17 protein-coding genes are annotated in these 21,337 nt (G+C 65.1%); 5 read left to right on the forward strand and 12 right to left on the reverse strand.

Annotation, left to right across the window (positions count from 1 at the left end):
* Positions 1-44: 44 nt before the first annotated feature.
* The gene (locus tag VQ067_RS28585) at positions 45-176 is read right to left on the reverse strand and encodes a hypothetical protein (protein WP_003096323.1); all 132 of its coding nucleotides are present in this window, start codon (positions 174-176) and stop codon (positions 45-47) included.
* Between the two features lie 184 nt (positions 177-360).
* Between VQ067_RS28585 and VQ067_RS28590 the strand changes: the two genes are divergently transcribed.
* On the forward strand, positions 361-819 hold the full coding sequence (locus VQ067_RS28590) for an EVE domain-containing protein (RefSeq protein WP_003096326.1): 459 nt from the start codon (positions 361-363) through the stop codon (positions 817-819).
* A 9-nt stretch (positions 820-828) separates the two neighbouring features.
* On the opposite strand, the gene VQ067_RS28595 is transcribed toward VQ067_RS28590, so the two are convergent.
* The 4 genes from VQ067_RS28595 to VQ067_RS28610 form a co-directional block, all read right to left on the reverse strand.
* Positions 829-1,953, reverse strand: coding sequence for an ABC transporter permease (locus VQ067_RS28595; RefSeq protein WP_031757046.1), 1,125 nt, complete (start codon positions 1,951-1,953; stop codon positions 829-831).
* A gap of 3 nt (positions 1,954-1,956) precedes the next feature.
* Positions 1,957-4,707, reverse strand: a complete 2,751-nt coding sequence (gene rbbA, locus VQ067_RS28600; protein WP_003110670.1) for a ribosome-associated ATPase/putative transporter RbbA — start codon at positions 4,705-4,707, stop codon at positions 1,957-1,959.
* The gene (locus tag VQ067_RS28605) at positions 4,704-5,777 is read right to left on the reverse strand and encodes an HlyD family secretion protein (protein ID WP_003136086.1); all 1,074 of its coding nucleotides are present in this window, start codon (positions 5,775-5,777) and stop codon (positions 4,704-4,706) included. Before VQ067_RS28605 ends, rbbA begins: the two co-directional genes overlap by 4 nt.
* Before the next feature lie 206 nt (positions 5,778-5,983).
* A complete protein-coding gene (locus VQ067_RS28610) occupies positions 5,984-6,403 on the reverse strand; it encodes a flagellar basal body-associated protein FliL (protein WP_033961851.1) in 420 nt (139 codons plus the stop codon).
* Positions 6,404-6,557: 154 nt separating this feature from the next.
* Here VQ067_RS28610 and VQ067_RS28615 point away from each other — a divergent pair, with 154 nt between their 5' ends.
* Complete coding sequence (locus VQ067_RS28615) at positions 6,558-7,535, forward strand: NADPH:quinone oxidoreductase family protein (RefSeq protein WP_003096329.1); 978 nt, start codon at positions 6,558-6,560, stop codon at positions 7,533-7,535.
* 250 nt (positions 7,536-7,785) lie between these two features.
* Positions 7,786-9,135 carry a glycerol-3-phosphate transporter gene (gene glpT / locus VQ067_RS28620; RefSeq protein ID WP_033991278.1) on the forward strand — a complete coding sequence of 450 codons (1,350 nt, stop codon included), beginning with the start codon at positions 7,786-7,788 and terminating at the stop codon, positions 9,133-9,135.
* A gap of 33 nt (positions 9,136-9,168) precedes the next feature.
* On the opposite strand, the gene VQ067_RS28625 is transcribed toward glpT, so the two are convergent.
* The 5 genes from VQ067_RS28625 to trxA form a co-directional block, all read right to left on the reverse strand.
* Complete coding sequence (locus VQ067_RS28625) at positions 9,169-10,137, reverse strand: CDP-6-deoxy-delta-3,4-glucoseen reductase (protein WP_003096331.1); 969 nt, start codon at positions 10,135-10,137, stop codon at positions 9,169-9,171.
* Positions 10,137-11,603, reverse strand: coding sequence for a 4-hydroxy-3-polyprenylbenzoate decarboxylase (ubiD, locus tag VQ067_RS28630; RefSeq protein WP_003096332.1), 1,467 nt, complete (start codon positions 11,601-11,603; stop codon positions 10,137-10,139). Before ubiD ends, VQ067_RS28625 begins: the two co-directional genes overlap by 1 nt.
* Positions 11,604-11,681: 78 nt before the next feature.
* On the reverse strand, positions 11,682-13,670 hold the full coding sequence (locus tag VQ067_RS28635) for an acyltransferase family protein (RefSeq protein ID WP_033991277.1): 1,989 nt from the start codon (positions 13,668-13,670) through the stop codon (positions 11,682-11,684).
* A 69-nt stretch (positions 13,671-13,739) separates the two neighbouring features.
* Entirely contained in the window at positions 13,740-14,999 is a 1,260-nt protein-coding gene (rho, locus tag VQ067_RS28640; protein WP_003096334.1) for a transcription termination factor Rho, read from the reverse strand.
* A gap of 244 nt (positions 15,000-15,243) precedes the next feature.
* Complete coding sequence (gene trxA, locus VQ067_RS28645; protein WP_003096336.1) at positions 15,244-15,570, reverse strand: thioredoxin TrxA; 327 nt, start codon at positions 15,568-15,570, stop codon at positions 15,244-15,246.
* A gap of 198 nt (positions 15,571-15,768) precedes the next feature.
* On the opposite strand from trxA, the gene ppx reads away from it, so the two are divergent.
* Positions 15,769-17,274 (forward strand): exopolyphosphatase, encoded by a 1,506-nt coding sequence (gene ppx / locus VQ067_RS28650; RefSeq protein ID WP_003099207.1) that lies wholly within the window; start codon positions 15,769-15,771, stop codon positions 17,272-17,274.
* Here the strand turns inward: ppx and ppk1 are convergent.
* Positions 17,261-19,471 (reverse strand): polyphosphate kinase 1, encoded by a 2,211-nt coding sequence (ppk1, locus tag VQ067_RS28655; RefSeq protein ID WP_003096343.1) that lies wholly within the window; start codon positions 19,469-19,471, stop codon positions 17,261-17,263. The two genes, ppx and ppk1, sit on opposite strands and share 14 nt — an antisense overlap.
* A 17-nt stretch (positions 19,472-19,488) precedes the next feature.
* Positions 19,489-20,502 carry a porphobilinogen synthase gene (gene hemB, locus VQ067_RS28660; protein WP_003096352.1) on the reverse strand — a complete coding sequence of 338 codons (1,014 nt, stop codon included), beginning with the start codon at positions 20,500-20,502 and terminating at the stop codon, positions 19,489-19,491.
* A 243-nt stretch (positions 20,503-20,745) separates the two neighbouring features.
* Here hemB and VQ067_RS28665 point away from each other — a divergent pair, with 243 nt between their 5' ends.
* A complete protein-coding gene (locus VQ067_RS28665; RefSeq protein WP_003096354.1) occupies positions 20,746-21,336 on the forward strand; it encodes a DedA family protein in 591 nt (196 codons plus the stop codon).
* The last annotated feature ends 1 nt before the right edge of the window (position 21,337 follow it).

Raw genomic sequence — 21,337 nt, forward strand, 5'->3', positions numbered from 1 at the left:
GGGAGAACCCTGGGTACCGCGTTCCATGCGATACCCGGCGAGTCTTACGGCTGTTGCGTCACCTGGGCGGGCGTACTGGCCTGTCGTTCCCAGAGGCTCTGGGTATAACCGGTGGTGACGACCCCAAGTCCGAAGATGATGACCAAAACCCACAGCAAGTCTGGCTTGCGCTTCATCGATTGCCTCCCCCTTCCAGGCAATTTTCGAGGCCGGTCCTTGCGATTATCTTATCGCCTGAGCACCCTGCCCCGCTGAAAAACGGCATTTTCCGATAAGCTGAAGTCATACGCAATTACACCGGCGACCGGTGGTCACGCGCAGACGTTTCCTACGTACATCTACGAAAGAGGAGCAAAGTTCATGCCTGCCTACTGGCTGATGAAATCCGAGCCGGACGAACTCTCGATCCGCGACCTGCAGCGCCTCGGAACCGCCCGCTGGGATGGCGTGCGCAACTACCAGGCGCGCAACTTCATCCGCAGCATGAACCCCGGCGACCTGTTCTTCTTCTACCACTCCAGTTGCCCGCAGCCCGGCATCGCCGGTATCGCCCGCATCGAGGGCGAAGCCTATCCCGATCCCACGGCCCTGGATCCCGCCAGCCCTTACCACGACCCCAAGGCCAGCGCCGAGAAGAATCCCTGGAGCGCCCGCGACGTCAGCTTCGTCGAAGCCTTCGCCGAGGTCGTTCCACTGGCCCGGCTGAAGGCGCAGGACGCCCTGGCCAACCTCGCCCTGGTGCAGAAGGGCAGCCGTCTCTCGGTGATGCCGGTCAGCGCCGAGGAATGGCAGGCGATCCTGCCGCTGGCGAAACGCTGAAGCCATCGCTCAGGCCATCTGCGAGATGGTCCGGCGGAAACGCCAGAGCGCGCCGAAGAAGAACGCCGAACCGATCGCCACGATGCCGGCGAACTGCGGCCAGACGATGTCGAAACCGGCGCCGCGGAACAGGATCGCCTGGGCCAGGCTGACGAAATGCGTGGTCGGAGCCGCCAGCATGATGTTCTGCACCAGTTCCGGCATGCTTTCCCGTGGCGTGCTGCCGCCCGAAAGGATGTTCAGCGGCAACAGCACGAGGATGGTCAGCAGCCCGAGCTGAGGCATCGAGCGCGCCACCGTGCCGAGGAATATGCCCATGGAGGTGGTGGCGAACAGATGCAATCCGGCGCCGAGCAGGAACAGCCCCACCGAGCCGCTGATCGGCACGTCCAGCCAGCCACGCACCACCCACTGCAACGAGAGCCCCGCCGCCACCAGCACCACCAGCCCCATCGACCAGACCTTGGCCATCATGATCTCGAAGGCCGACAGCGGCATCACCAGCAGGTGCTCGACGGTGCCGTGCTCGCGCTCGCGGATCAGCGCGGCGCCGGTGAGGATGATCGACAGCATGGTGATCTGGTTGATCACTTCCATCACCCCGCCGAACCAGGCCTGGGTCAGGTTCGGGTTGAACTCCATGCGCACCTCGATCTGCGCCGGCATGCTCGGCTCCGCGCGGTAGCGGCTGACGAACTCGCGCACCTCGGTGGCGACGATGTTCTGGATGTAGCCCGCGCCGGAGAACGCCTGCCCGGTCTGGGTCGCGTCGACGTTGACCTGGATCGAGGGCTTGCGCCCGGCCAGCACGTCGCGCTGGAAGTCCGGCGGGATATCGAGGGTGAAGGTATACAGGCCGACGTCCATGCCGCGATCCATCTCGGCATGCCCGATCATTTTCGGCGGCCGGAAGTACGGGGGCTGGAAGGCATTGACGATACGCGACGAGAGTTGCGAGCGGTCCTCGTCGACCACCGCGATCGGCGCGTGATGCAAGGTTTCCGGAATACCGGTAGCGGAACTGTAGACGCCCAGGGTGAAGGCCCAGACGATCAGTGCCAGCATCGCGTAGTCGCGGCCGAGGCTGCGGAACTCCTTGATGCCCAGGTTGAAGATGTTGGCCAGGCTGCGCATCGCTCAGTCCTCCTGCTTCTTCAGGCAGGCCACGCTGAGCAGGGTCAGCACCACGATGGAAGCGGCAAGCGGCAGGTAGTAGGCCCAGAGATCGGGCAGGCCCAGCGATTTGGAAAAGGCGCCGCGGCTGACCACCAGGAAATGCGAGGTCGGATAGAGCTTGCCGATCCAGGCCGCCGCACCTTCCAGCGAGGACACCGGGTGGATCAGCCCGGAGAACTGGATCGCCGGGATCATGGTGGCGATCGCCACGCCGAATACAGCGGCGATCTGGCTGCGCATGAACGTCGAGAGGAACAGCCCGAGGCCGGTGCTGGTGACCACATAAAGGAAAGCGCCGATGGTCAACGCCAGGAAGCTGCCCTTGAGCGGCACGCGAAATACCACGATGGCCAGGACCAGCATCAGCAGGAAGTTGATCATGCCCATGGCGACGTAAGGCAACTGCTTGCCGACCAGGAACTCCAGGCGCGTCACCGGGGTGACATAGAGGTTGGTGATCGAGCCCAGTTCCTTTTCGCGCACCACGCCGAGGGCGGTGAGCATGGCCGGGATCATGATCAGCAGCAGCGGGATCACCGCCGGCACCATCGCCTTCAGGCTTTCCACGTCGGGGTTGTAGCGATAGCGCACCTCGGTGCTGGCCGCCGCGCTGGCCTCGGCCCCACCCACCTGCCGCGAGAGGTCCGCCAGGTAGCTGGTGTGCAGGCCCTGCACGTAGCCGAGCACGGTGTTGGCACGGGTCGGCATCGCTCCGTCGATCCACACGCCGATGGCAGGATCGGAGCCACGCTTGAGATCGCGCCCGAAGTTCGGCGGGATCTCCACCGCCAGGCTCAGCTCGCCGCTGCGCAGGCGCCGGTCGAGGTCGTCCGGGTCGGTGATCGGCGCATGTTCGACGAAATAGCGCGAGCCGGCGATATTCAGCGCGTAGGCCTGGCTGGTGGTGGTCTGGTCACGGTCGAGGACCGCCCAGGAGAGGTCCTCGACGTCCATGTTGATGCCGTAGCCGATGATGAACATCAGCAGCGCGGTGCCGAGCAGGGCCAGGGTCAGGCGGATCGGGTCGCGGCGCAGTTCCATGGCTTCGCGGCGCGCATAGCTGAACAGCCGCAGGGGGCTGAAGCGTTGGCGTTGCGCCTGGCGCCCCTGGCCATCGCCGGGCTGCTCCGCGACGGCCGGCGCCTCGGCCGGTTGCGCTGGCGCGGCGGCACCGGCGGCTTCTTCCAGGTACGCGATGAAGGTCGCTTCCAGGGTCGGCAGGCCACGCTGGCGCACCAGCTCATCGGGAGTATCGCTGGCCAGTACCTTGCCGGCATGCATCAGCGAGATGCGATCGCAGCGCTGGGCCTCGTTCATGAAGTGGGTGGAAATGAAGATGGTCACCCCGTCGCGGCGCGACAGCTCGACCATCAGTTCCCAGAAGCCGTCGCGAGCCACCGGGTCGACCCCCGAAGTGGGCTCGTCGAGGATCAGGATCTCCGGCTTGTGGATCACCGCCACCGCCAGCGACAGACGCTGGCGGATGCCCAGCGGCAGGTCGTCGGGCAGCTCGTCGGCCACCTTCTCCAGGTCGAAGCGCCGGAGCATTTCGCCGACCCGTGCCGGGATACCATCCGCCGGCAGGTGGAACAGCCGGGCGTGCAGCACCAGGTTCTGCCGCACGCTCAGCTCGGCATACAGGGAAAAGGCCTGGGACATGTAGCCGACCCGGCGACGGGTCGCCATGTCGCTGGCGTCCACCGCCTGGCCGAACAGCGCGCACGTGCCTTCGCTGGCCGGCAGCAGGCCGGTGAGCATCTTCATGGTGGTGGACTTGCCGCAGCCGTTGGAGCCGAGGAAGCCGAAGATTTCCCCACGCTCGATACGGAAGCTGACGTGATCGACCGCGACGAAGTCGCCGAAACGACAGGTCAGGCCCTCGGCCTCGATGGCGATCCGCGGCGCGCCTTCGCTCTGCGGTCGCGGCGGGATCACCAATCGATGGTGGCCGGCGCGCTTGCTTTCCGGCAGCAGGGCGATGAACGCCGACTCGAGGCTCTGCGTCCCGGTACGCTCGCGCAGCTCCTGCGGCGTACCGGTGGCCAGGACCTTTCCGTCATCCATCGCCACCAGCCAGTCGAAGCGCTCGGCTTCCTCCATGTAGGCGGTGGCGACCAGCACGCTCATGCCTTCGCGGCCCGCGCGGATACGGCCGATCAGCTCCCAGAACTGGTTGCGCGACAGCGGGTCGACGCCGGTGGTCGGCTCGTCGAGGATCAGCAGGTCGGGATCGTGGATCAGCGCGCAGCACAGCCCTAGCTTCTGCTTCATGCCGCCGGACAGCTTGCCCGCAGGACGCTCGGCGAACGGCGCCAACCCGGTGCTTTGCAGCAGATCGGCGATGCGCCGCTCGCGCTCGGCCTTGTCGTGGCCGAACAGCCGACCGAAGAAGTCGACGTTCTCGAACACCGAGAGCGTCGGGTAGAGGTTCTTGCCCAGCCCCTGGGGCATGTAGGCGATGCGCGGGCAGACCGCCCGGCGGTGGCGGCGGTCGCGCATGTCGCCATCGAGCACGCGGATCTCGCCATCCTGCATCTTCCGTGCGCCGGCCAGCAGCGCCAGCAGGCTGGATTTGCCGACCCCGTCCGGACCGATCAGGCCGACCATGCGGTTGGCCGGGATCTCCAGGCTGACGTCGTCCACCGCGCGCGTCTCGCCGTAGCGCAGCGAAACGCCCCGGAGGCTCGCCACGCCGCTCCCGCCAGCGGTCATTGCGGAACCTTGATCTGCAGGTTGGCCGGCCACTCGACCTCAGGGTCCAGTCGCAGGTAGGCCATTCCGGGCACGCCGGTCTTGACGTAGGTGATGTATTTTTCCAGCAGCGCCGGATCGAGCCGCGCCTTGACCCGGAACATCAGCTTCTCCCGCTCGTTGGCGGTTTCCACCGTTTTCGGGGTGAACTGGGCGACGCTGGCGACATAGGAAACCTTGGCTGGGATCACGTAGTCCGGCACCGCGTCGATCACCAAGCGCACTTCCTGGCCCAGTCCGACCCTGCCGGCCTGCATGGATGGCAGGAAGAAAGTCATGTAGACGTCGGCCAGGTCGACCATGTTGAGCAGCTTGCCACCGGCCGGCAGCACTTCCCCCGGCTGTGCCACGCGGTACTGCACGCGGCCGTTGCGCGGCGCCTTGAGCAGGCTGTCGTCGATATCCGCCTGGAGCCGGGCGACGCTGGCCTTGGCCGCCTCGATGGCCGACTGCGCCTCGATTACCTGGGAACGCCCGGCCTCGATCGCCGCCTGCGCCGAAATCACTTGCGAGCGTGCCGCGGACAACGCCGCCTGGGCGCTCTGCAGGGTCGCCCGATCGTCGTCGAGTTGCTGTTGCGGCAGGGCATTGCGCTTGACCAGCGCCTCGGTACGGGTGAAGCGCTTCTGCGCCGCTGTCAGCTCGGCCTGGCGCTGCGCCACCACGGCCTGGGCGGTGCTCTTCTCGCTCTCGCGCTGGGCCACCAGCGAGGTCGCGGTGAGCTTGGCGTTCTCCGCCTGGCGCACCTGGGCCTGGGCCTGGGCCAACTGCGCCTCGAGCACCTGGGTATCCATCCGCGCGACGATTTCGCCGGCCTTGACGAAGTCGCCCTCGTCGACCTTGATCTCGGCGACCCGCCCGGGAAGCTTGGCCGCCACGTCCACCTCGGTGGCCTCGATGCGTCCGTTGCCGCTGGCGAATCCCTCGCCCAGGCCGGTCGGTCGCGATACCTGCCAGACCAGCACGCCTACGCCGAGCAGCGCCGCCACGACCAGGGCACGGCTCAGCCACCGTTTGCTTTCCTGTTTCATCCCTTCTCCTCGCACGTTCGGCCAGGCCGCGGCGATGACGCTCACGCTGGAAAGCGCGGCCGCCGCGGACTTCACTGGCTCGATTGTCCCTCCAGGGCGGCGCGCAGGTGTTGATGCACGTCAGACGCGCCCGACCGAACCTCACAGGAAAGCAGAATCCCCGGTGCCTCGCATCCGGGAGCGCGGGACAGAACGGATAGTTGACCTCAGGGCTGGACGATGAGGTTGTTGAACAGCAGGTCGGTCACCAGCGGCTTGCCCTCTTCCTGCTCGAGGGTCTGCTGGACCTGCTTCAGCGCCTCCTGGCGCAGGCTTTCCTTGGCCTCGACCGTACCCAGGCTCTGGTCGGTCTGCTGGGCGAACAGCATGATCAACTGGTTGCGGATCAAGGGCTCGTGATGCTCGACCTTGGTCGCCGCGTCCTTGTCGGCCACCTGCAGGGCGATGTCGGCCTTGTAGTACTGCAGGCGCGGCCCGCCGCCGTAGTTGCCGACCAGCGCCGGGGTCAGGTCGACGTAGACCGGCTTGTTCGCGCCCTCGCCTTCCGGCGCGGCCTCCTCGGCCGAGGCGAACGACGGGAACAGACTCAGGCACAGGGCCAGCGACAGGGCAATGGGGGTTCTCACGGGCGCATCTCCTCGACGAATGCCGGCAAGCATAGCCAGACTCTCGGCCGGGCCCAAGCCCGGGGTTTATGGACAACCATCAGTTGCGGCGATGCTGATTGACCCCCGGCGTCTCCCTCCTACACTGGCCGGACCGCAAACTGGAGCGTCCCCGATGAAAGCCGTCCTCTGCAAAGCCTTCGGCCCGGCCAGCAGCCTGGTCCTGGAAGAAATCGCCAGCCCGAGCCCGGCGAAGAACGAAATCCTCCTCGATGTGCACGCCGCCGGGGTCAACTTCCCCGACACCCTGATCATCGAGGGCAAGTACCAGTTCAAGCCGCCCTTCCCCTTCTCCCCGGGCGGCGAGGCGGCCGGGGTGGTCGCCGCGGTCGGCGAAAAGGTCGCCCACGTCAGGCCCGGCGACCGGGTCATGGCCCTGACCGGCTGGGGCAGCTTCGCCGAGCAGGTCAAGGTGCCCGGCTATAACGTGATGCCGATTCCCGAAGGCATGGACTTCGCCAGCGCCGCCGCCTTCGGCATGACCTACGGCACCTCGATGCACGCCCTGAAACAGCGCGCCAACCTGCAACCCGGCGAGACCCTGCTGGTGCTCGGCGCTTCCGGCGGGGTCGGGCTGGCTGCCGTGGAGATCGGCAAGGCCATGGGCGCCCGGGTGATCGCTGCCGCCAGTACCCCCGACAAGCTCGCCGTGGCCAAGGCCGCCGGCGCCGACGAACTGATCAACTACAGCGAAGGTAGCCTGCGCGAGCAGCTCAAGGCCTTGACCGGCGGCCAGGGCGTCGATGTGATCTACGATCCGGTGGGCGGCGAACTGTTCGAGGAGGCCTTCCGCAGCATCGCCTGGAACGGACGGATGCTGGTGGTCGGCTTCGCCAGCGGCAGCATCCCTTCGCTGCCGGCCAACCTGACCCTGCTCAAGGGCGCCTCGCTGGTCGGCGTGTTCTGGGGATCGTTCGCCCAACGCCAGCCGCAGGACAACGCTGACAACTTCCGCCAGCTGTTCGCCTGGCACGCCGAAGGCAAGCTGAAACCGCTGGTGTCGCAGCGCTTCCCGCTGGAACGGGCCGGTGACGCCATCGACGCCCTCGGCCAGCGCAAGGCGGTCGGCAAGGTGGTGGTGGAGGTTCGCTGAGCCACGAAGGCGGCGAGTATTGCCTCCCGCCCCTGCGGAGAAAGGCATGGCGGGCCGGAGCGATACACCGGCCGAGGCCCACGCTGTCAGATGTTTTTCCCCTATGAAGGCCCCGGTTTCCGACCGGGGCTTTCTTATTTCCGACCAATGCACTCAACCTGTAACATTTCCGCTATTTTTTCATTTACGAAAAATGTAGTGTTCGCAACCGCGTAAAAAAGGCGCGACACAACAACAAGCGGAGCTCGCGATGTTCGGAATCTTTCGTCCCGCGCCACACCAGGCGCCACTGCCCGATGCCGAGGTGGACAGCACCTACCGGCGCCTGCGCTGGCAGATCTTCGCCGGTATCTTCATCGGCTACGCGGGTTACTACCTGCTGCGCAAGAACTTCTCCCTGGCCATGCCCTACCTCATCGAGGACGGCTACAGTCGCGGCCAGCTGGGCGTCGCGATGTCGGCCATCGCCATCGCCTACGGCCTGTCGAAATTCATCATGGGCCTGGTCTCGGACCGTTCCAACCCACGGGTCTTCCTGCCGTTCGGCCTGTTGGTGTCGGCGGCGGTGATGTTCATTTTCGGATTCGCGCACTGGGCTACCTCCAGCGTCGCCATCATGTTCGTCCTGCTCTTCATTAACGGCTGGGCCCAGGGCATGGGCTGGCCGCCGAGCGGACGGACCATGGTCCACTGGTGGTCGCAGAAGGAGCGCGGCAGCGTGGTCTCGGTGTGGAACGTCGCCCACAATGTCGGCGGCGGCCTGATCGGCCCGCTGTTCCTGCTCGGCCTGGCGCTGTTCGGCGACTGGCGCTCGGCCTTCTACGTGCCGGCCATCGTCGCCGTGGGCGTAGCCGTGTTCGCCTATTTCGCCATGCGCGACACCCCGCAATCCTGCGGCCTGCCGCCGATCGAGAAGCATAAGGACGACTACCCCGAAGGCTACGACGAACACCACGAGCGCGAGCTGTCGACCAAGGAGATCTTCGTCACCTACGTGCTGCGCAACAAGCTGCTCTGGTACATCGCCCTGGCCAACGTGTTCGTCTACCTGCTGCGCTACGGTGTGCTCGACTGGGCGCCGACCTACCTCAAGGAGGCCAAGCACTTCAACGTCGACAAGTCGTCCTGGGCGTACTTCTTCTACGAATGGGCGGGGATTCCCGGCACCCTGCTCTGCGGCTGGCTGTCGGACAAGCTGTTCAAGGGCAATCGCGGCGCCACCGGCGTGGTGTTCATGATCCTGGTGACCGTCGGCACCCTGATCTACTGGCTGAACCCGGCCGGCAACCCGGCGATCGACATGGCCGCGCTGATCATGATCGGCTTCCTGATCTACGGCCCGGTGATGCTGATCGGCTTGCAGGCCCTGGAGCTGGCGCCGAAGAAAGCGGCCGGCACCGCCGCCGGCTTCACCGGTCTGTTCGGCTACCTCGGCGGTTCGGTGGCGGCCAACGCCCTGGTCGGCTACACGGTGGACCACTTCGGCTGGGACGGTGGCTTCAAGCTGCTGATCGGCGCCTGCCTGCTGGCCATCCTGTTCCTCTGCCTGACCCTGCGCAAACCCGCGGTCCAGGCCGCGACGCAGCAAGCCGGCGGATGACGCGGCGGCTCCGGCGCCAGGCCGGAGCCGCGTTCAGTCCCGCGGCGCGTAGGCGAACACGTCGGCGCGCATCTGGTGCGCGTCCATCCCTGCTTCGACCAGGGCATCCAGGGTCGCGTAGACCATCGCCGGCGAGCCGCTGGCGTATACATGCAGGCTCGACAGGTCGGCGAAATCCTCGCGCACCGCCTCGTGCAGCAAGCCGCAACGCCCCTCCCAGCCACAGAGGTCGCTGACCACCCGGTGCAGGAACAGGTTCGGCAGGCCTTCCCACTCCGTCCAGTGCGGCAGTCGGTAGAAATCCTCCGGACGCCGAACGCCCCAGTAGAGATGTACAGGATGGGCGAAGCCGGCGGCGCGGCAGTGCTCGATCAGGCTGTGCATCTGAGACATGCCGGTTCCCGCAGCGATCAGCACCAGCGGACCGTCGGGCAGTTCCGCCAGGTGCGCGTCGCCGAACGGCAGCTGGATCCGTGCCAGGCGCTCGCGCTGCAACTGCGCGATCAGCGCGACGGCACTGTCTTCCTTGGCCAGGATGTGCAACTCAAGGTCGCGTCCCGCATGCGGCGCGGAGGCCAGGGAAAACGCCGCGCTGTCGCCGCCGTCACGCTCCAGCAACAGGTACTGCCCGGCGTGATAGCGTGGCGGCTTGCCGGCCGGCGCGCGCAGGCCGACCCGGTAGACGTCGCCGCCGACCTCTTCGCAGAAGCTCAACTGGCAGGTCAGCTTGCGCAGAGGCAGTTCACCCGGCGCCAGCACCCCGTCCCAATGCAGCACGCAGTCTTCCAGCGGCTCGGCGAGGCAGGTGAAGAGTTCGCCATGATCGCGTACCTCGCCGTTCTGGCGTACCCGCCCCTCCACCAGCAGCGCCGCGCAGATATGGCAGTTGCCGTTGCGGCAGCTCTGCGGACAGTCGTAGCCGAGCCGCCGGGCGCCATCGAGGATGCGTTCCCCCGGCAGCAGCTCGAGGCAGGCGCCGGACGGTTGCAGGACGATACGCATCAGTCGATCCCGAGGCTCGACCAGAGCGCATCGATGCGCCGTGTCACCGCTTCGTCCTTGACGATGGCGCGCCCCCATTCGCGGCTGGTCTCGCCCGGCCACTTGTGGGTGGCATCAAGCCCCATCTTCGAGCCGAGGCCGGAGACCGGCGAGGCGAAGTCGAGGTAGTCGATGGGCGTGTTGTCGATCATCACCGTGTCGCGCTTGGGGTCCATCCGCGTGGTGATGGCCCAGATCACATCGTTCCAGTCGCGCGCATCGATGTCATCGTCGGTGACGATGACGAACTTGGTGTACATGAACTGCCGCAGGAACGACCAGACCCCGAGCATCACGCGCTTGGCGTGCCCTGGGTACTGCTTCTTCATGGTCACCACCGCCATCCGGTAGGAACAACCTTCCGGCGGCAGGTAGAAATCGACGATTTCCGGGAACTGCTTCTGCAGGATCGGCACGAACACTTCGTTCAGCGCCACCCCGAGGATCGCCGGCTCGTCCGGCGGACGCCCGGTGTAGGTGCTGTGGTAGATCGGTTTCTGCCGGCGGGTGACGCGCTCGACGGTGAACACCGGGAAGCGATCGACCTCGTTGTAGTAGCCGGTGTGATCGCCATAGGGACCTTCGTCGGCCATCTCGCCGGGGTGGATCACCCCTTCGAGGACGATCTCGGCGCTGGCCGGCACCTGCAAGTCGCTGCCGCGACACTTGACCAGCTCGGTACGATGCCCGCGCAACAGGCCGGCGAAAGCGTATTCGGAAAGGGTGTCCGGCACCGGCGTCACCGCACCGAGGATGGTCGCCGGATCGGCGCCCAGCGCCACGGCTACCGGATAGGGCTGGCCCGGATGCTTCTGGCACCACTCGCGGTAGTCCAGTGCGCCGCCGCGATGGCTGAGCCAGCGCATGATCACCTTGTTGCGGCCGATCACCTGCTGGCGGTAGATGCCCAGGTTCTGCCGTTCCTTGTTCGGCCCGCGGGTAACGGTCAGGCCCCAGGTGATCAGCGGCCCGACATCGCCCGGCCAGCAGGTCTGGACCGGCAGCCGGCCGAGGTCGACGTCCTCGCCCTCCTCGACCACTTCCTGGCAGGGGGCGTCCTTGAGCACCTTCGGCGCCATGGACAGGACCTTCCTGTACATCGGCAGCTTGGCCCAGGCGTCCTTGAGGCCCTTCGGCGGCTCGGGCTCCTTGAGTTGCGCCAGCAGCTTGCCGATCTCGCGCAGCGCGCCGACGTCCTCGGCGCCCATGCCCAGCGCCACGCGCTCCGGCGTACCGAACAGGTTGCCAAGTACCGGCATGTCGAAGCCGGTCGGCTTTTCGAACAGCAATGCCGGGCCCTTGGCGCGCAACGTGCGGTCGCACACCTCGGTCATCTCGAGCACGGGGGAAATCGGCACCTGGATGCGCTTCAACGCACCGCGCTGCTCCAGCTGGGCGATGAAATCGCGGAGATCCTTGAACGTCATTGGCCTAACCATTCACTGCAAGACCCCACATCCTACCTGCTCCCGGCCCATCCGGCAGCAGGCAAACGCGGCATTCGGTCACTGCTGGCTGGCGATCCGCGAGTCGTCGAGGCTCTGTAGCATCGGCTCGAACAAAGGCCCGAGTTCATGGGCCCCCTGGGTCGAAAGGTGGTTGTTATCCATGTACAGCGACCAGCCATCACGTTCGGCGAAACAATCCAGGCCATCGCAGAGCACGCTGGAGGGGTCGATCACGCTCACCCGCGGGTTGCCTTCGGCCAGCGCATCGAACAGCGCATTCACGTAGGCGACGCGCGCAGTGTGCTCAGCGAAGGGAAAACGTGCGCGCCCGACATCCTCCCCGCTCAGACTCAGCCGCACCAGCCGCGCCGGTGCCTTGAATGGCAGCAGCGGTACGTCCTTGACCAGCCAGACATGTACGTCGGCCGCGTTCAGCCTTTCGATCATCCCGCTCAGGCGTTGCCGCAGCAGCGCCTCGGCGATCGAGCTGTCCGGCGTGTCGTCCGGCTCGCGGAGAATGTTGCGGGTGCCGTCCTGCGAGTCGCCGTAGACATACATGTCCCAGCGCCCGGCGAGGATCACCCCGCCCGGCCGCTGCTGTTCGACGAACTCGAGCATCTGCTGGTTGAAACGCAGGCAATTGTCCTTTTCCAGCATCCCCAGCAACGGCGGACAGCCCGCCAGCGAAGCCTGCCAGATCGGCACCCGGCGACTGGCAGCCAGTTCGCGCAGCAGCGGGCTCAACGCCGCGGAATGGCTGTCGCCCCAACTGACCAGCAGCGGTCGTTCGGCAGCCAGTTCCGCCGGGAAGCGGCAGATGCTTTCCTGACTGAGCGCCTTCTTGTCGAACATGCAGTCGGTCTGCCCATCGCGCCACTTGGACGCCTTGGCATAACGCAAGGCTTCCTCGGAAAGACGCGACGGCACGCCGTCGTAATGCCGCACCAACTGGCCGACGACTCCCAGCAGCAGCAAGCTGCACAGCGCCGCGCCAAGCATCTGCCGGCGCCCGGCGAACAGCTTGCGCTCGCGGAACGGTGCCTCGACGTAGTACAGCGACAGTGCCGCCAGGCCGATGCTCGCCGCCAGCAACCCCAGGCGTGCCGGCAGGCCCAGGGTCTCCAGTGCGTGGTACTGGACGAAGACGTACAGCGGCCAGTGCCAGAGGTACAGCGAATAGGAGATCAGACCGAACCAGACCAGCGGTTGCCAGCCCAGCAGGCGGCGAGCCCAGGTGTCACCGGCGCCGTTGGCCCAGATCAGCAGGGCGGTGCCAAGCACCGCCGGCAGCGCCGCGAGGCCGGGGAAAGGAGTGTCGCTGTCGTAGAAGAACACCGGCAGGAGAGTCGCCGCTATCCCGAGGGTGGCCGCCAGTTGCAGGGACCACTGCGAATGACCGCGGCTACCGCCCGGCAGCAATGCCAGCGCGGCACCCGCCAGGAGTTCCCAGGCGCGCATCGGCAGGAGGAAGAATGCACTGCCAGGTCGCTGGTTCACCGCCCAGACGCTGGCCGCCAGCGATAGCGCCAGGACCGCGAGGAGGATGGCGAGCCGCCAGCGCAGCAGACGCCCGGAGACCGCGGCCAGCAGTAGAGGGAAGAGAATGTAGAACTGCTCTTCCACCGACAACGACCAGGTATGCAATAGCGGCTTGAATTCGGACGCGGCGTCGAAATAGCCATCCTGCTTCCAGAACAGGATGTTCGAGGCGAACATCGTCTGGTAGCGAACCGAACGCCCTAACTCTTCGTAGTCGCGCGGCGCCATGAGGAACCAGCCGATCACCAGGCTCGCCGCCATCATCACGAACAGCGCGGGGAGAATGCGGCGTGCCCGGCGCGCCCAGAAGTCGACGAAGCTGAAACGTCCGGCCTGCTGCTCGCGCCGGATGATCGAAGTGATCAGGTAGCCGGAAATGACCAGGAAAACATCGACGCCCACATAGCCGCCGGTGATGCCCCCCAAGCCAAGGTGGTAGAACACCACCGGCAGAATGGCCAACGCTCGCAAACCATCGATGTCCCTTCGATAGGCCAGGCTCGACATCCACGTCCCTCCAGATATGCAAAAGGCGCCCCGGTCAACCGGAGCGCCTTTGTTTGGTACTCTCGAAGACTACTTTCGTTTCATCGAATCGAAGAACTCATCGTTGGTCTTGGTCTGCTTGAGCTTGTCGATGAGGAATTCGATCGCGGAGATCTCGTCCATCGGGTGCAGGATCTTGCGCAGGATCCACATGCGCTGGAGCTCGTCCTCGCTGGTCAGCAGCTCTTCGCGGCGGGTACCCGAACGGTTGATGTTGATGGCCGGGAACACGCGCTTCTCGGCGATCTTGCGATCCAATGGGAGTTCCATGTTGCCGGTACCCTTGAATTCCTCGTAGATCACCTCGTCCATCTTCGAGCCGGTTTCCACCAACGCCGTGGCGAGAATCGTAAGAGAACCGCCCTCTTCGATGTTCCGCGCGGCGCCGAAGAAGCGCTTCGGCTTCTCCAAGGCATGGGCGTCGACACCGCCGGTGAGCACCTTGCCGGAGCTGGGGATCACGGTGTTGTAGGCCCGCGCCAGACGGGTGATGGAGTCGAGCAGGATGACCACGTCCTTCTTGTGCTCGACCAGGCGCTTGGCCTTCTCGATCACCATCTCGGCGACCTGTACGTGACGGGTCGGCGGTTCGTCAAAGGTCGAGGCGACCACTTCGCCGCGCACGGTGCGCTGCATTTCGGTCACTTCCTCAGGGCGCTCGTCGATCAGCAGTACGATCAGGTGGCATTCGGGGTTGTTGCGGGTGATGTTGCTGGCGATGTTCTGCAGCATGATGGTCTTGCCCGCCTTCGGCGGCGCCACGATCAGGCCGCGCTGGCCCTTGCCGATCGGCGCGCAGAGATCGATGACGCGGCCGGTCAGGTCTTCGGTGGAGCCGTTGCCGGCTTCCATCTTCATCCGCTCGTTGGGGAACAGCGGCGTCAGGTTCTCGAAGAGAATCTTGTTCTTCGCATTCTCCGGACGATCGAAGTTGATCGAGTCGACCTTGAGCAGGGCGAAGTAGCGTTCGCCCTCTTTCGGCGGCCGGATCTTGCCGATGATGGTGTCGCCCGTGCGCAGGTTGAAGCGCCGGATCTGGCTCGGCGAGACATAGATGTCGTCGGGGCCGGCCAGGTAGGAAGAGTCGGCGGAGCGCAGGAAGCCGAAGCCGTCCTGAAGAATCTCCAGCACGCCATCGCCGGAGATCTCTTCACCACTTTTCGCGTGCTTCTTCAGCAGGGCGAAGATGATGTCCTGCTTGCGCGAACGGGCCATGTTTTCCAGGCCCATGGCATCGGACATTTCCAGCAGTTCGGCAATCGGCTTTTGCTTGAGTTCGGTCAGATTCATAGGAAAGAGATAGGTACGCAGAAAGAGGAATTGGAGAAAGCGTCGAGCTTGGGAAAGCCGTGTCGCAAGGGGGCGACAGGAGCGCTAGAAAGTTCGAGTAGGAAGTGCGTCCGGGACGGCATGCAGAAGGCGACGGAAAAAACGTCGCGAACCCGAATTTAACACCGTGGCCGCGTGGCGTCTATAGAAACGCAAAAAAAAGCCCCGCGAATCGCGGGGCTTTCCAGCGAGGCCTGGGCCCGGCTCAGATATTGGCGTCGAGGAAGGCCGCCAACTGCGACTTGGACAGTGCGCCGACCTTGGTCGCCTCGACATTGCCGTCCTTGAACAGCATCAGGGTAGGGATGCCACGCACGCCGTACTTCGGCGGGGTGTCCTGGTTCTCGTCGATGTTCAGCTTGCAGACCTTCAGCTTGCCCTGATAGTCCCTGGCGACTTCGTCCAGCACCGGCGCGATCATCTTGCACGGACCGCACCACTCGGCCCAGTAGTCCACCAGCACAGGGCCGTCGGCCTTCAGCACGTCCTGCTCGAAGCTGGCATCAGTAACGTTGACGATATGTTCGCTCATGAAATCTCTCCGTAGTCGGACGCGAATTGAAACGCGAAAGTGCCGACCATCATATCCCGCCTTGACCCTCGCCGGAAGGCGCAGCCGATTGAGAGTCTCTATCGTTGGTCGGCTGATTCCCGATTGATCGGCTGCCGCATTGGCGACCCTCGCCCTATCGTGGCAGGATGGCGCAGTTTTCCAATGGACTTGCAAAGCATGCCGCAAAAACCTGCCGAGGCATTCCCGCTGATTGCCGCCCTGGACCTGGGTTCCAACAGTTTCCACCTCTGTCTGGCCAAGGCCAATATCCACGGCGAAGTCCGCATCCTCGAACGGCTGGGCGAGAAGGTTCAACTGGCCGCCGGCCTCGACGAGGAGCGCAATCTCAGCGAGGAGGCCACCCAGCGTGGCCTCGACTGCCTACGCCGCTTCGCCCAGTTCATCAGCGGCATGCCCCAGGGTTCCGTACGCGTGGTCGCGACCAACGCCTTGCGCGAGGCGCGCAACCGCAGCGATTTCATCCGTCGTGCGGAAGAGGTTCTCGGCCATCCCGTGGAAGTCATCTCCGGCCGCGAGGAAGCCCGCCTGATCTACCTCGGCGTCGCCAACAGCATGCCCGACAGCGGCGGTCGCCGGCTGGTCAGCGACATCGGCGGCGGCAGCACCGAGTTCATCATCGGCCAGGGTTTCGAGTCCGAGCTGCGGGAAAGCCTGCAGATGGGTTGCGTCAGCTACACCCAACGCTACTTCCGCGACGGCAAGATCACCCCGGCCCGCTACGCCCAGGCGTACACCGCCGCACGCCTGGAACTGATGGGCATCGAGAACAGCCTGCGGCGCCTCGGCTGGCAACAGGCGGTCGGCGCCTCCGGCACCATCCGCGCAGTGGCGCTGGCGATCAAGGCCGGCGGCCACGGCAACGGCGAGATCAGCCCGGACGGACTGGCCTGGCTGAAGCGCAAGGTGCTCAAGCTCGGCGACGTGGAGAAGCTCGATCTGGAAGGGATCAAGCCGGACCGCCGGACCATCTTCCCGGCCGGACTGGCCATTCTCGAAGCGATCTTCGACGCGCTGGAACTGGAACAGATGGTTCACTCCGAGGGCGCCCTGCGCGAAGGCGTTCTCTACGACCTGGTCGGCCGTCACCAGCACGAGGACGTGCGCGAACGCACCATCAGTTCGCTGATGCAGCGCTACCACGTCGATCCGGAGCAGGCTTCGCGGGTGGAGGCCAAGGCCCTCAAGGTGCTTGCCGAAGTCGGCGACGCCTGGGAGCTGAACGACGAACTGCACCGCGACCTGCTGAGCTGGGGCGCACGGGTCCACGAGATCGGCCTGGACATCGCCCATTACCACTACCACAAGCACGGCGCCTACCTGATCGAGCACTCCGACCTGGCTGGCTTCTCGCGCCAGGACCAGCAGATGCTGTCGCTACTGGTACGCGGCCACCGCCGCAACATTCCGGCGGATAAGCTGGCGGAGTTCGCCGCGGAAGGCGACAAGTTGGTGCGCCTGTGCATCGTGCTGCGCTTCGCGATCCTCTTCCACCACATTCGCGGCACCCAGGAAATGCCCTCGGTGCGCCTGAAGGCAGAGCCCAAGAGCCTTTCGGTGACCTTCCCCGAGGGCTGGCTGGAAGCCAACCCGCTGACCCAGGCCGACTTCGCCCAGGAAGCCGAATGGCTCAAGCGGGTCGGCTACAGCCTCAACGTGCGGTAAGCACCGGCGCGGCCAGCTTCTCCAGCAGGGTCGCCTGGGTATTGCGGGGGTTCTGGTTACCGGTGGGGCTGAGCCGCTGGTAGCTACCGTCGGCCTGCAACACCCAGGCCTGGGTGTTGTCGGTCAGATACGTTTCCAGTTCCTTCTTGACCCGCTGCACCAGCTTCTTGCCTTCCACCGGGAAGCAGGTCTCGACGCGCATGTCGAGGTTGCGCTCCATCCAGTCGGCGCTGGATAGATAGAGCTTCTCGTCGCCGCCGTTGAGGAAGTAGTAGATGCGGCTGTGCTCGAGGAAGCGTCCGATGATCGAGCGCACGTGGATATTGTGCGAGACCCCCGGGATGCCTGGCCGCAGGCAGCACATGCCACGCACCACCAGGTCGATCCTGACCCCGGCCTGGCTGGCCTTGTACAGGGCGCGGATGACCTTCGGATCGGTCAGCGAGTTGACCTTGGCCATGATGTGCGCCGGCTGGCCGAGCGCCGCCTGGGCCGCCTCGCGGTTGATCATTTCCAGCAGGTTCTTCTTCAGGGTGAACGGCGCATGCAACAGCTTCTTCATGCGCAGCGTCTTGCCCATCCCGATCAGTTGGTTGAACAGCTTGTGCAGGTCCTCGCAGAGCGCCACGTCGGCGGTCAGCAGGCTGTAGTCGGTGTACAGGCGAGCGTTGCCGGCATGGTAGTTGCCGGTGCCCAGGTGCGCGTAGCGGCGCAGTTCGCCGTCCTCGCGACGGAGGATCAGCATCATCTTGGCGTGGGTCTTGAAGCCGACCACGCCGTAGATCACTACCGCGCCGGCCTGTTGCAGGCGGCTGGCCAGTTGCAGGTTGGACTCTTCGTCGAAGCGGGCGCGCAGCTCGATCACCGCGGTGACCTCCTTGCCGTTGCGTGCCGCCTCGACCAGGGCGTCGACGATCTCAGAGTTGGCACCGCTGCGGTACAGGGTCTGCTTGATCGCCAGCACGTTCGGATCCTTGGCGGCCTGGCGCAGCAGGTCGATCACCGGGGTGAAGGATTCGAACGGGTGCATCAGCAACACATCGAGCTTGCTGAGGACGTTGAAGAGGTTTTCCTTCTTCTGCAAAAGACGCGGGATCGCCGGGGTGAAGGGCGGGTACTGCAGCTCCGGATGGCTTTCCAGGCCGGTGACGCTGAACAGGCGGGTCAGGTTGACCGGGCCGCTGACCTTGTACAACTCGCTTTCGGACAGGCCGAACTGCTTGAGCAGGTAGTTGGTCAGGTTCTGCGGGCAGGTATCCACCACCTCCAGGCGTACCGCATCCCCGTAGCGACGCGAGAACAGCTCGCCGCGCAGCGCGCGGGCCAGGTCCTCGACATCCTCGGTGTCCACCGACAGGTCGGCGTTGCGGGTCAGGCGGAACTGGTAGCAGCCCTTCACCTTCATGCCGGGGAACAGGTCGTCGGCGTGGGCGTGGATCATCGACGACAGGAACACGTAGTTGTCGCCCTCGCCGCCAACGTCTTCCGGCAGCTTGATGATCCGTGGCAGCAGGCGCGGCGCCGGGATGATCGCCAGGCCGGAGTCGCGGCCGAAGGCATCCATCCCCTCCAGCTCGACGATGAAGTTGAGGCTCTTGTTCACCAGCAGCGGGAACGGGTGGGTCGGGTCGAGGCCGATCGGGGTGATGATCGGCGCGATCTCGTCGCGGAAGAAGCGCCGCACCCAGGTCTTGATCTTCAGCGTCCAGTGACGCCGGCGGATGAAGCGGATCTGGTGCTTGGCCAGCTCCGGCAACAGGGTCTCGTTGAGGATCCGGTACTGCCGCGATACCTGCTCGTGGACCAGCTCGCTGATCCGCGCCAGGGCCTGGTGCGGCAGCAGGCCGTCGGCGCCGGCCTGCTCGCGGGCGAAGGTGATCTGCTTCTTCAGGCCGGCGATGCGGATCTCGAAGAATTCGTCGAGGTTGCTCGAGAAGATGAGGAGGAACTTCAGCCGCTCCAGGAGCGGGTAGGACTCGTCCAGCGCCTGTTCCAGCACGCGGATGTTGAACTGCAACTGGGAGAGCTCGCGATGAATGTACAGGCTGCTGTCATCCACGCTGGGAACCACCGCAGGTGGCGTTTCCACCGGGATCGTTTCGGCCATCTTCACTTCTGCTTCGCTTTCCACGTTCGCCACTACGGTTTCGTCGGCGGCGATACGTTCGATCTCATCAAGTCCTTGCTGCGTATTCATTCATCTTCCCGAGGGGGTCAACGCCCCCGTCTTAATTGTTCTGCGGCCTGCTTGGCGAAGTAGGTCAGAATGCCATCGGCGCCGGCACGTTTGAAGGCGGTAAGGGATTCGAGGATCACCGATTCGGCCAGCCAGCCGTTCTGGATGGCGCCCATGTGCATCGCATACTCGCCGCTGACCTGGTAGACAAAGGTCGGGGCGCGGAATTCATCCTTCACCCGACGCACGATGTCGAGGTAGGGCATGCCCGGCTTGACCATCACCATGTCGGCGCCTTCGGCCAGGTCGGCGGCCACTTCGTGAAGTGCCTCGTCGCTGTTCGCCGGATCCATCTGGTAGGTGGCCTTGTTGCCCTTGCCGAGGTTCGAAGCCGAGCCGACCGCATCGCGGAACGGACCGTAGTAGGCGCTGGCGTACTTGGCTGAGTAGGCCATGATCCGCACATTGGTGTGACCGGCAGACTCCAGGGCCTCGCGGATCGCACCGATGCGACCGTCCATCATGTCCGAGGGCGCTACCACCTGGGCGCCGGCCTCGGCGTGGGACAGCGCCTGCCGTACCAGCACGTCGATGCTGACGTCGTTGAGGACGTAACCATCGTCATCCAGGATGCCGTCCTGGCCATGGGTGGTGAACGGGTCGAGCGCCACGTCGGTGATGATGCCCAGCTCCGGAAAGCGCTCGCGCAGGGCGCGGGTGGCGCGCTGGGCGATGCCTTCCGGGTTGTATGCCTCGGCGGCGTCCAGGGACTTCTTCTCCACCGGGGTCACCGGGAACAGCGCCAGCGCCGGAATGCCCAGGGCCACCCACTCTTCCGCCTCGATCAGCAACTGGTCGATGGACAGGCGCTCGACGCCGGGCATCGACGGAATGCTTTCACGCTGGTTGACCCCATCGAGGACGAACACCGGCAGGATCAGGTCGTCGACGGTGAGGACATTCTCGCGGACCAGGCGGCGGGAGAAGTCATCGCGGCGATTGCGCCGCAGGCGGGTGTAGGGATAGGCGCGGTTGGCGGGAGTGAAGCTCACGGTTTACTCCAGGGCCCAGATAACGGGCACAGTGTGACAGTTATAGTCCCTGATTATGACGGATTGGCAACAAGCGACGACAGTGACTCAAGGTCGCGGCATCCTGCCGCACCGCCAATCATCGCAAAAAGCCAGCGGCAAAGGCCATTCATTGCACAATCAATGACCTGGGCCGTGACGATCGCGCTTTCCCCACGCCCTCAACCGAGTTAGGCTGCGCGTTCATTTCGCTTCGCTGCCCCGATGATGCTCCAACAATTCCTGCAGGACTTCGGCTATTTCGCCCTTTTTCTCGGTACTTTCTTCGAGGGCGAAACCATTCTCGTGCTGGCCGGGTTCCTTGCCTTCCGCGGCTACATGCAGTTGGATACCGTGATTCTCACCGCCTTCCTCGGCAGCTACGCCGGTGACCAACTCTGGTACTTCCTCGGACGCCGCCACGGCCGCCGGTTGCTGGCGCGCAAGCCGCGCTGGCAGAAGCTCGGCGACAAGGCGCTGGACCATGTGCGCCGCCATCCTGACCTGTGGGTGCTGAGTTTCCGCTTCGTCTACGGCCTGCGTACGGTGATGCCGGTGGCCATCGGCCTGTCCGGCTATCCACCGGCCCGCTATCTTCTTCTCAACGGCATCGGCGCCATCGTCTGGGCCGCCGCGCTGGGCTCCGCCGCCTACTATTTCGGCAGCGTACTGGAAGGCATGCTCGGCAACATCAAGAAATACGAACTCATGGTCCTCGGCGGCCTGATCGTGCTGGGCCTGCTGCTCTGGCTATGGCGGCGTTTCAAGACACCGCGCGGCAACGGCGCGGGCGGCAACGCCGACAAATCCGAGTGAA

This window comes from Pseudomonas sp. KBN12P06040 (assembly GCF_037574965.1).
Taxonomy (GTDB): Bacteria; Pseudomonadota; Gammaproteobacteria; order Pseudomonadales; family Pseudomonadaceae; genus Pseudomonas; species Pseudomonas aeruginosa.

Coding starts and splice junctions, on each gene's coding strand:
- VQ067_RS28605 (WP_003136086.1), bottom strand. CDS start 5,777: ATGAAACAGGAAAGCAAACGGTGGCTGAGCCGTGCCCTGGTCGTGGCG.
- VQ067_RS28635 (WP_033991277.1), bottom strand. CDS start 13,670: ATGTCGAGCCTGGCCTATCGAAGGGACATCGATGGTTTGCGAGCGTTG.
- ppk1 (WP_003096343.1), bottom strand. CDS start 19,471: ATGAATACGCAGCAAGGACTTGATGAGATCGAACGTATCGCCGCCGAC.
- VQ067_RS28590 (WP_003096326.1), top strand. CDS start 361: ATGCCTGCCTACTGGCTGATGAAATCCGAGCCGGACGAACTCTCGATC.
- glpT (WP_033991278.1), top strand. CDS start 7,786: ATGTTCGGAATCTTTCGTCCCGCGCCACACCAGGCGCCACTGCCCGAT.
- rho (WP_003096334.1), bottom strand. CDS start 14,999: ATGAATCTGACCGAACTCAAGCAAAAGCCGATTGCCGAACTGCTGGAA.
- VQ067_RS28625 (WP_003096331.1), bottom strand. CDS start 10,137: ATGCGTATCGTCCTGCAACCGTCCGGCGCCTGCCTCGAGCTGCTGCCG.
- VQ067_RS28595 (WP_031757046.1), bottom strand. CDS start 1,953: ATGCGCAGCCTGGCCAACATCTTCAACCTGGGCATCAAGGAGTTCCGC.
- ubiD (WP_003096332.1), bottom strand. CDS start 11,603: ATGACGTTCAAGGATCTCCGCGATTTCATCGCCCAGCTGGAGCAGCGC.
- ppx (WP_003099207.1), top strand. CDS start 15,769: ATGCCGCAAAAACCTGCCGAGGCATTCCCGCTGATTGCCGCCCTGGAC.
- rbbA (WP_003110670.1), bottom strand. CDS start 4,707: ATGACCGCTGGCGGGAGCGGCGTGGCGAGCCTCCGGGGCGTTTCGCTG.
- trxA (WP_003096336.1), bottom strand. CDS start 15,570: ATGAGCGAACATATCGTCAACGTTACTGATGCCAGCTTCGAGCAGGAC.
- VQ067_RS28615 (WP_003096329.1), top strand. CDS start 6,558: ATGAAAGCCGTCCTCTGCAAAGCCTTCGGCCCGGCCAGCAGCCTGGTC.
- VQ067_RS28585 (WP_003096323.1), bottom strand. CDS start 176: ATGAAGCGCAAGCCAGACTTGCTGTGGGTTTTGGTCATCATCTTCGGA.
- VQ067_RS28665 (WP_003096354.1), top strand. CDS start 20,746: ATGATGCTCCAACAATTCCTGCAGGACTTCGGCTATTTCGCCCTTTTT.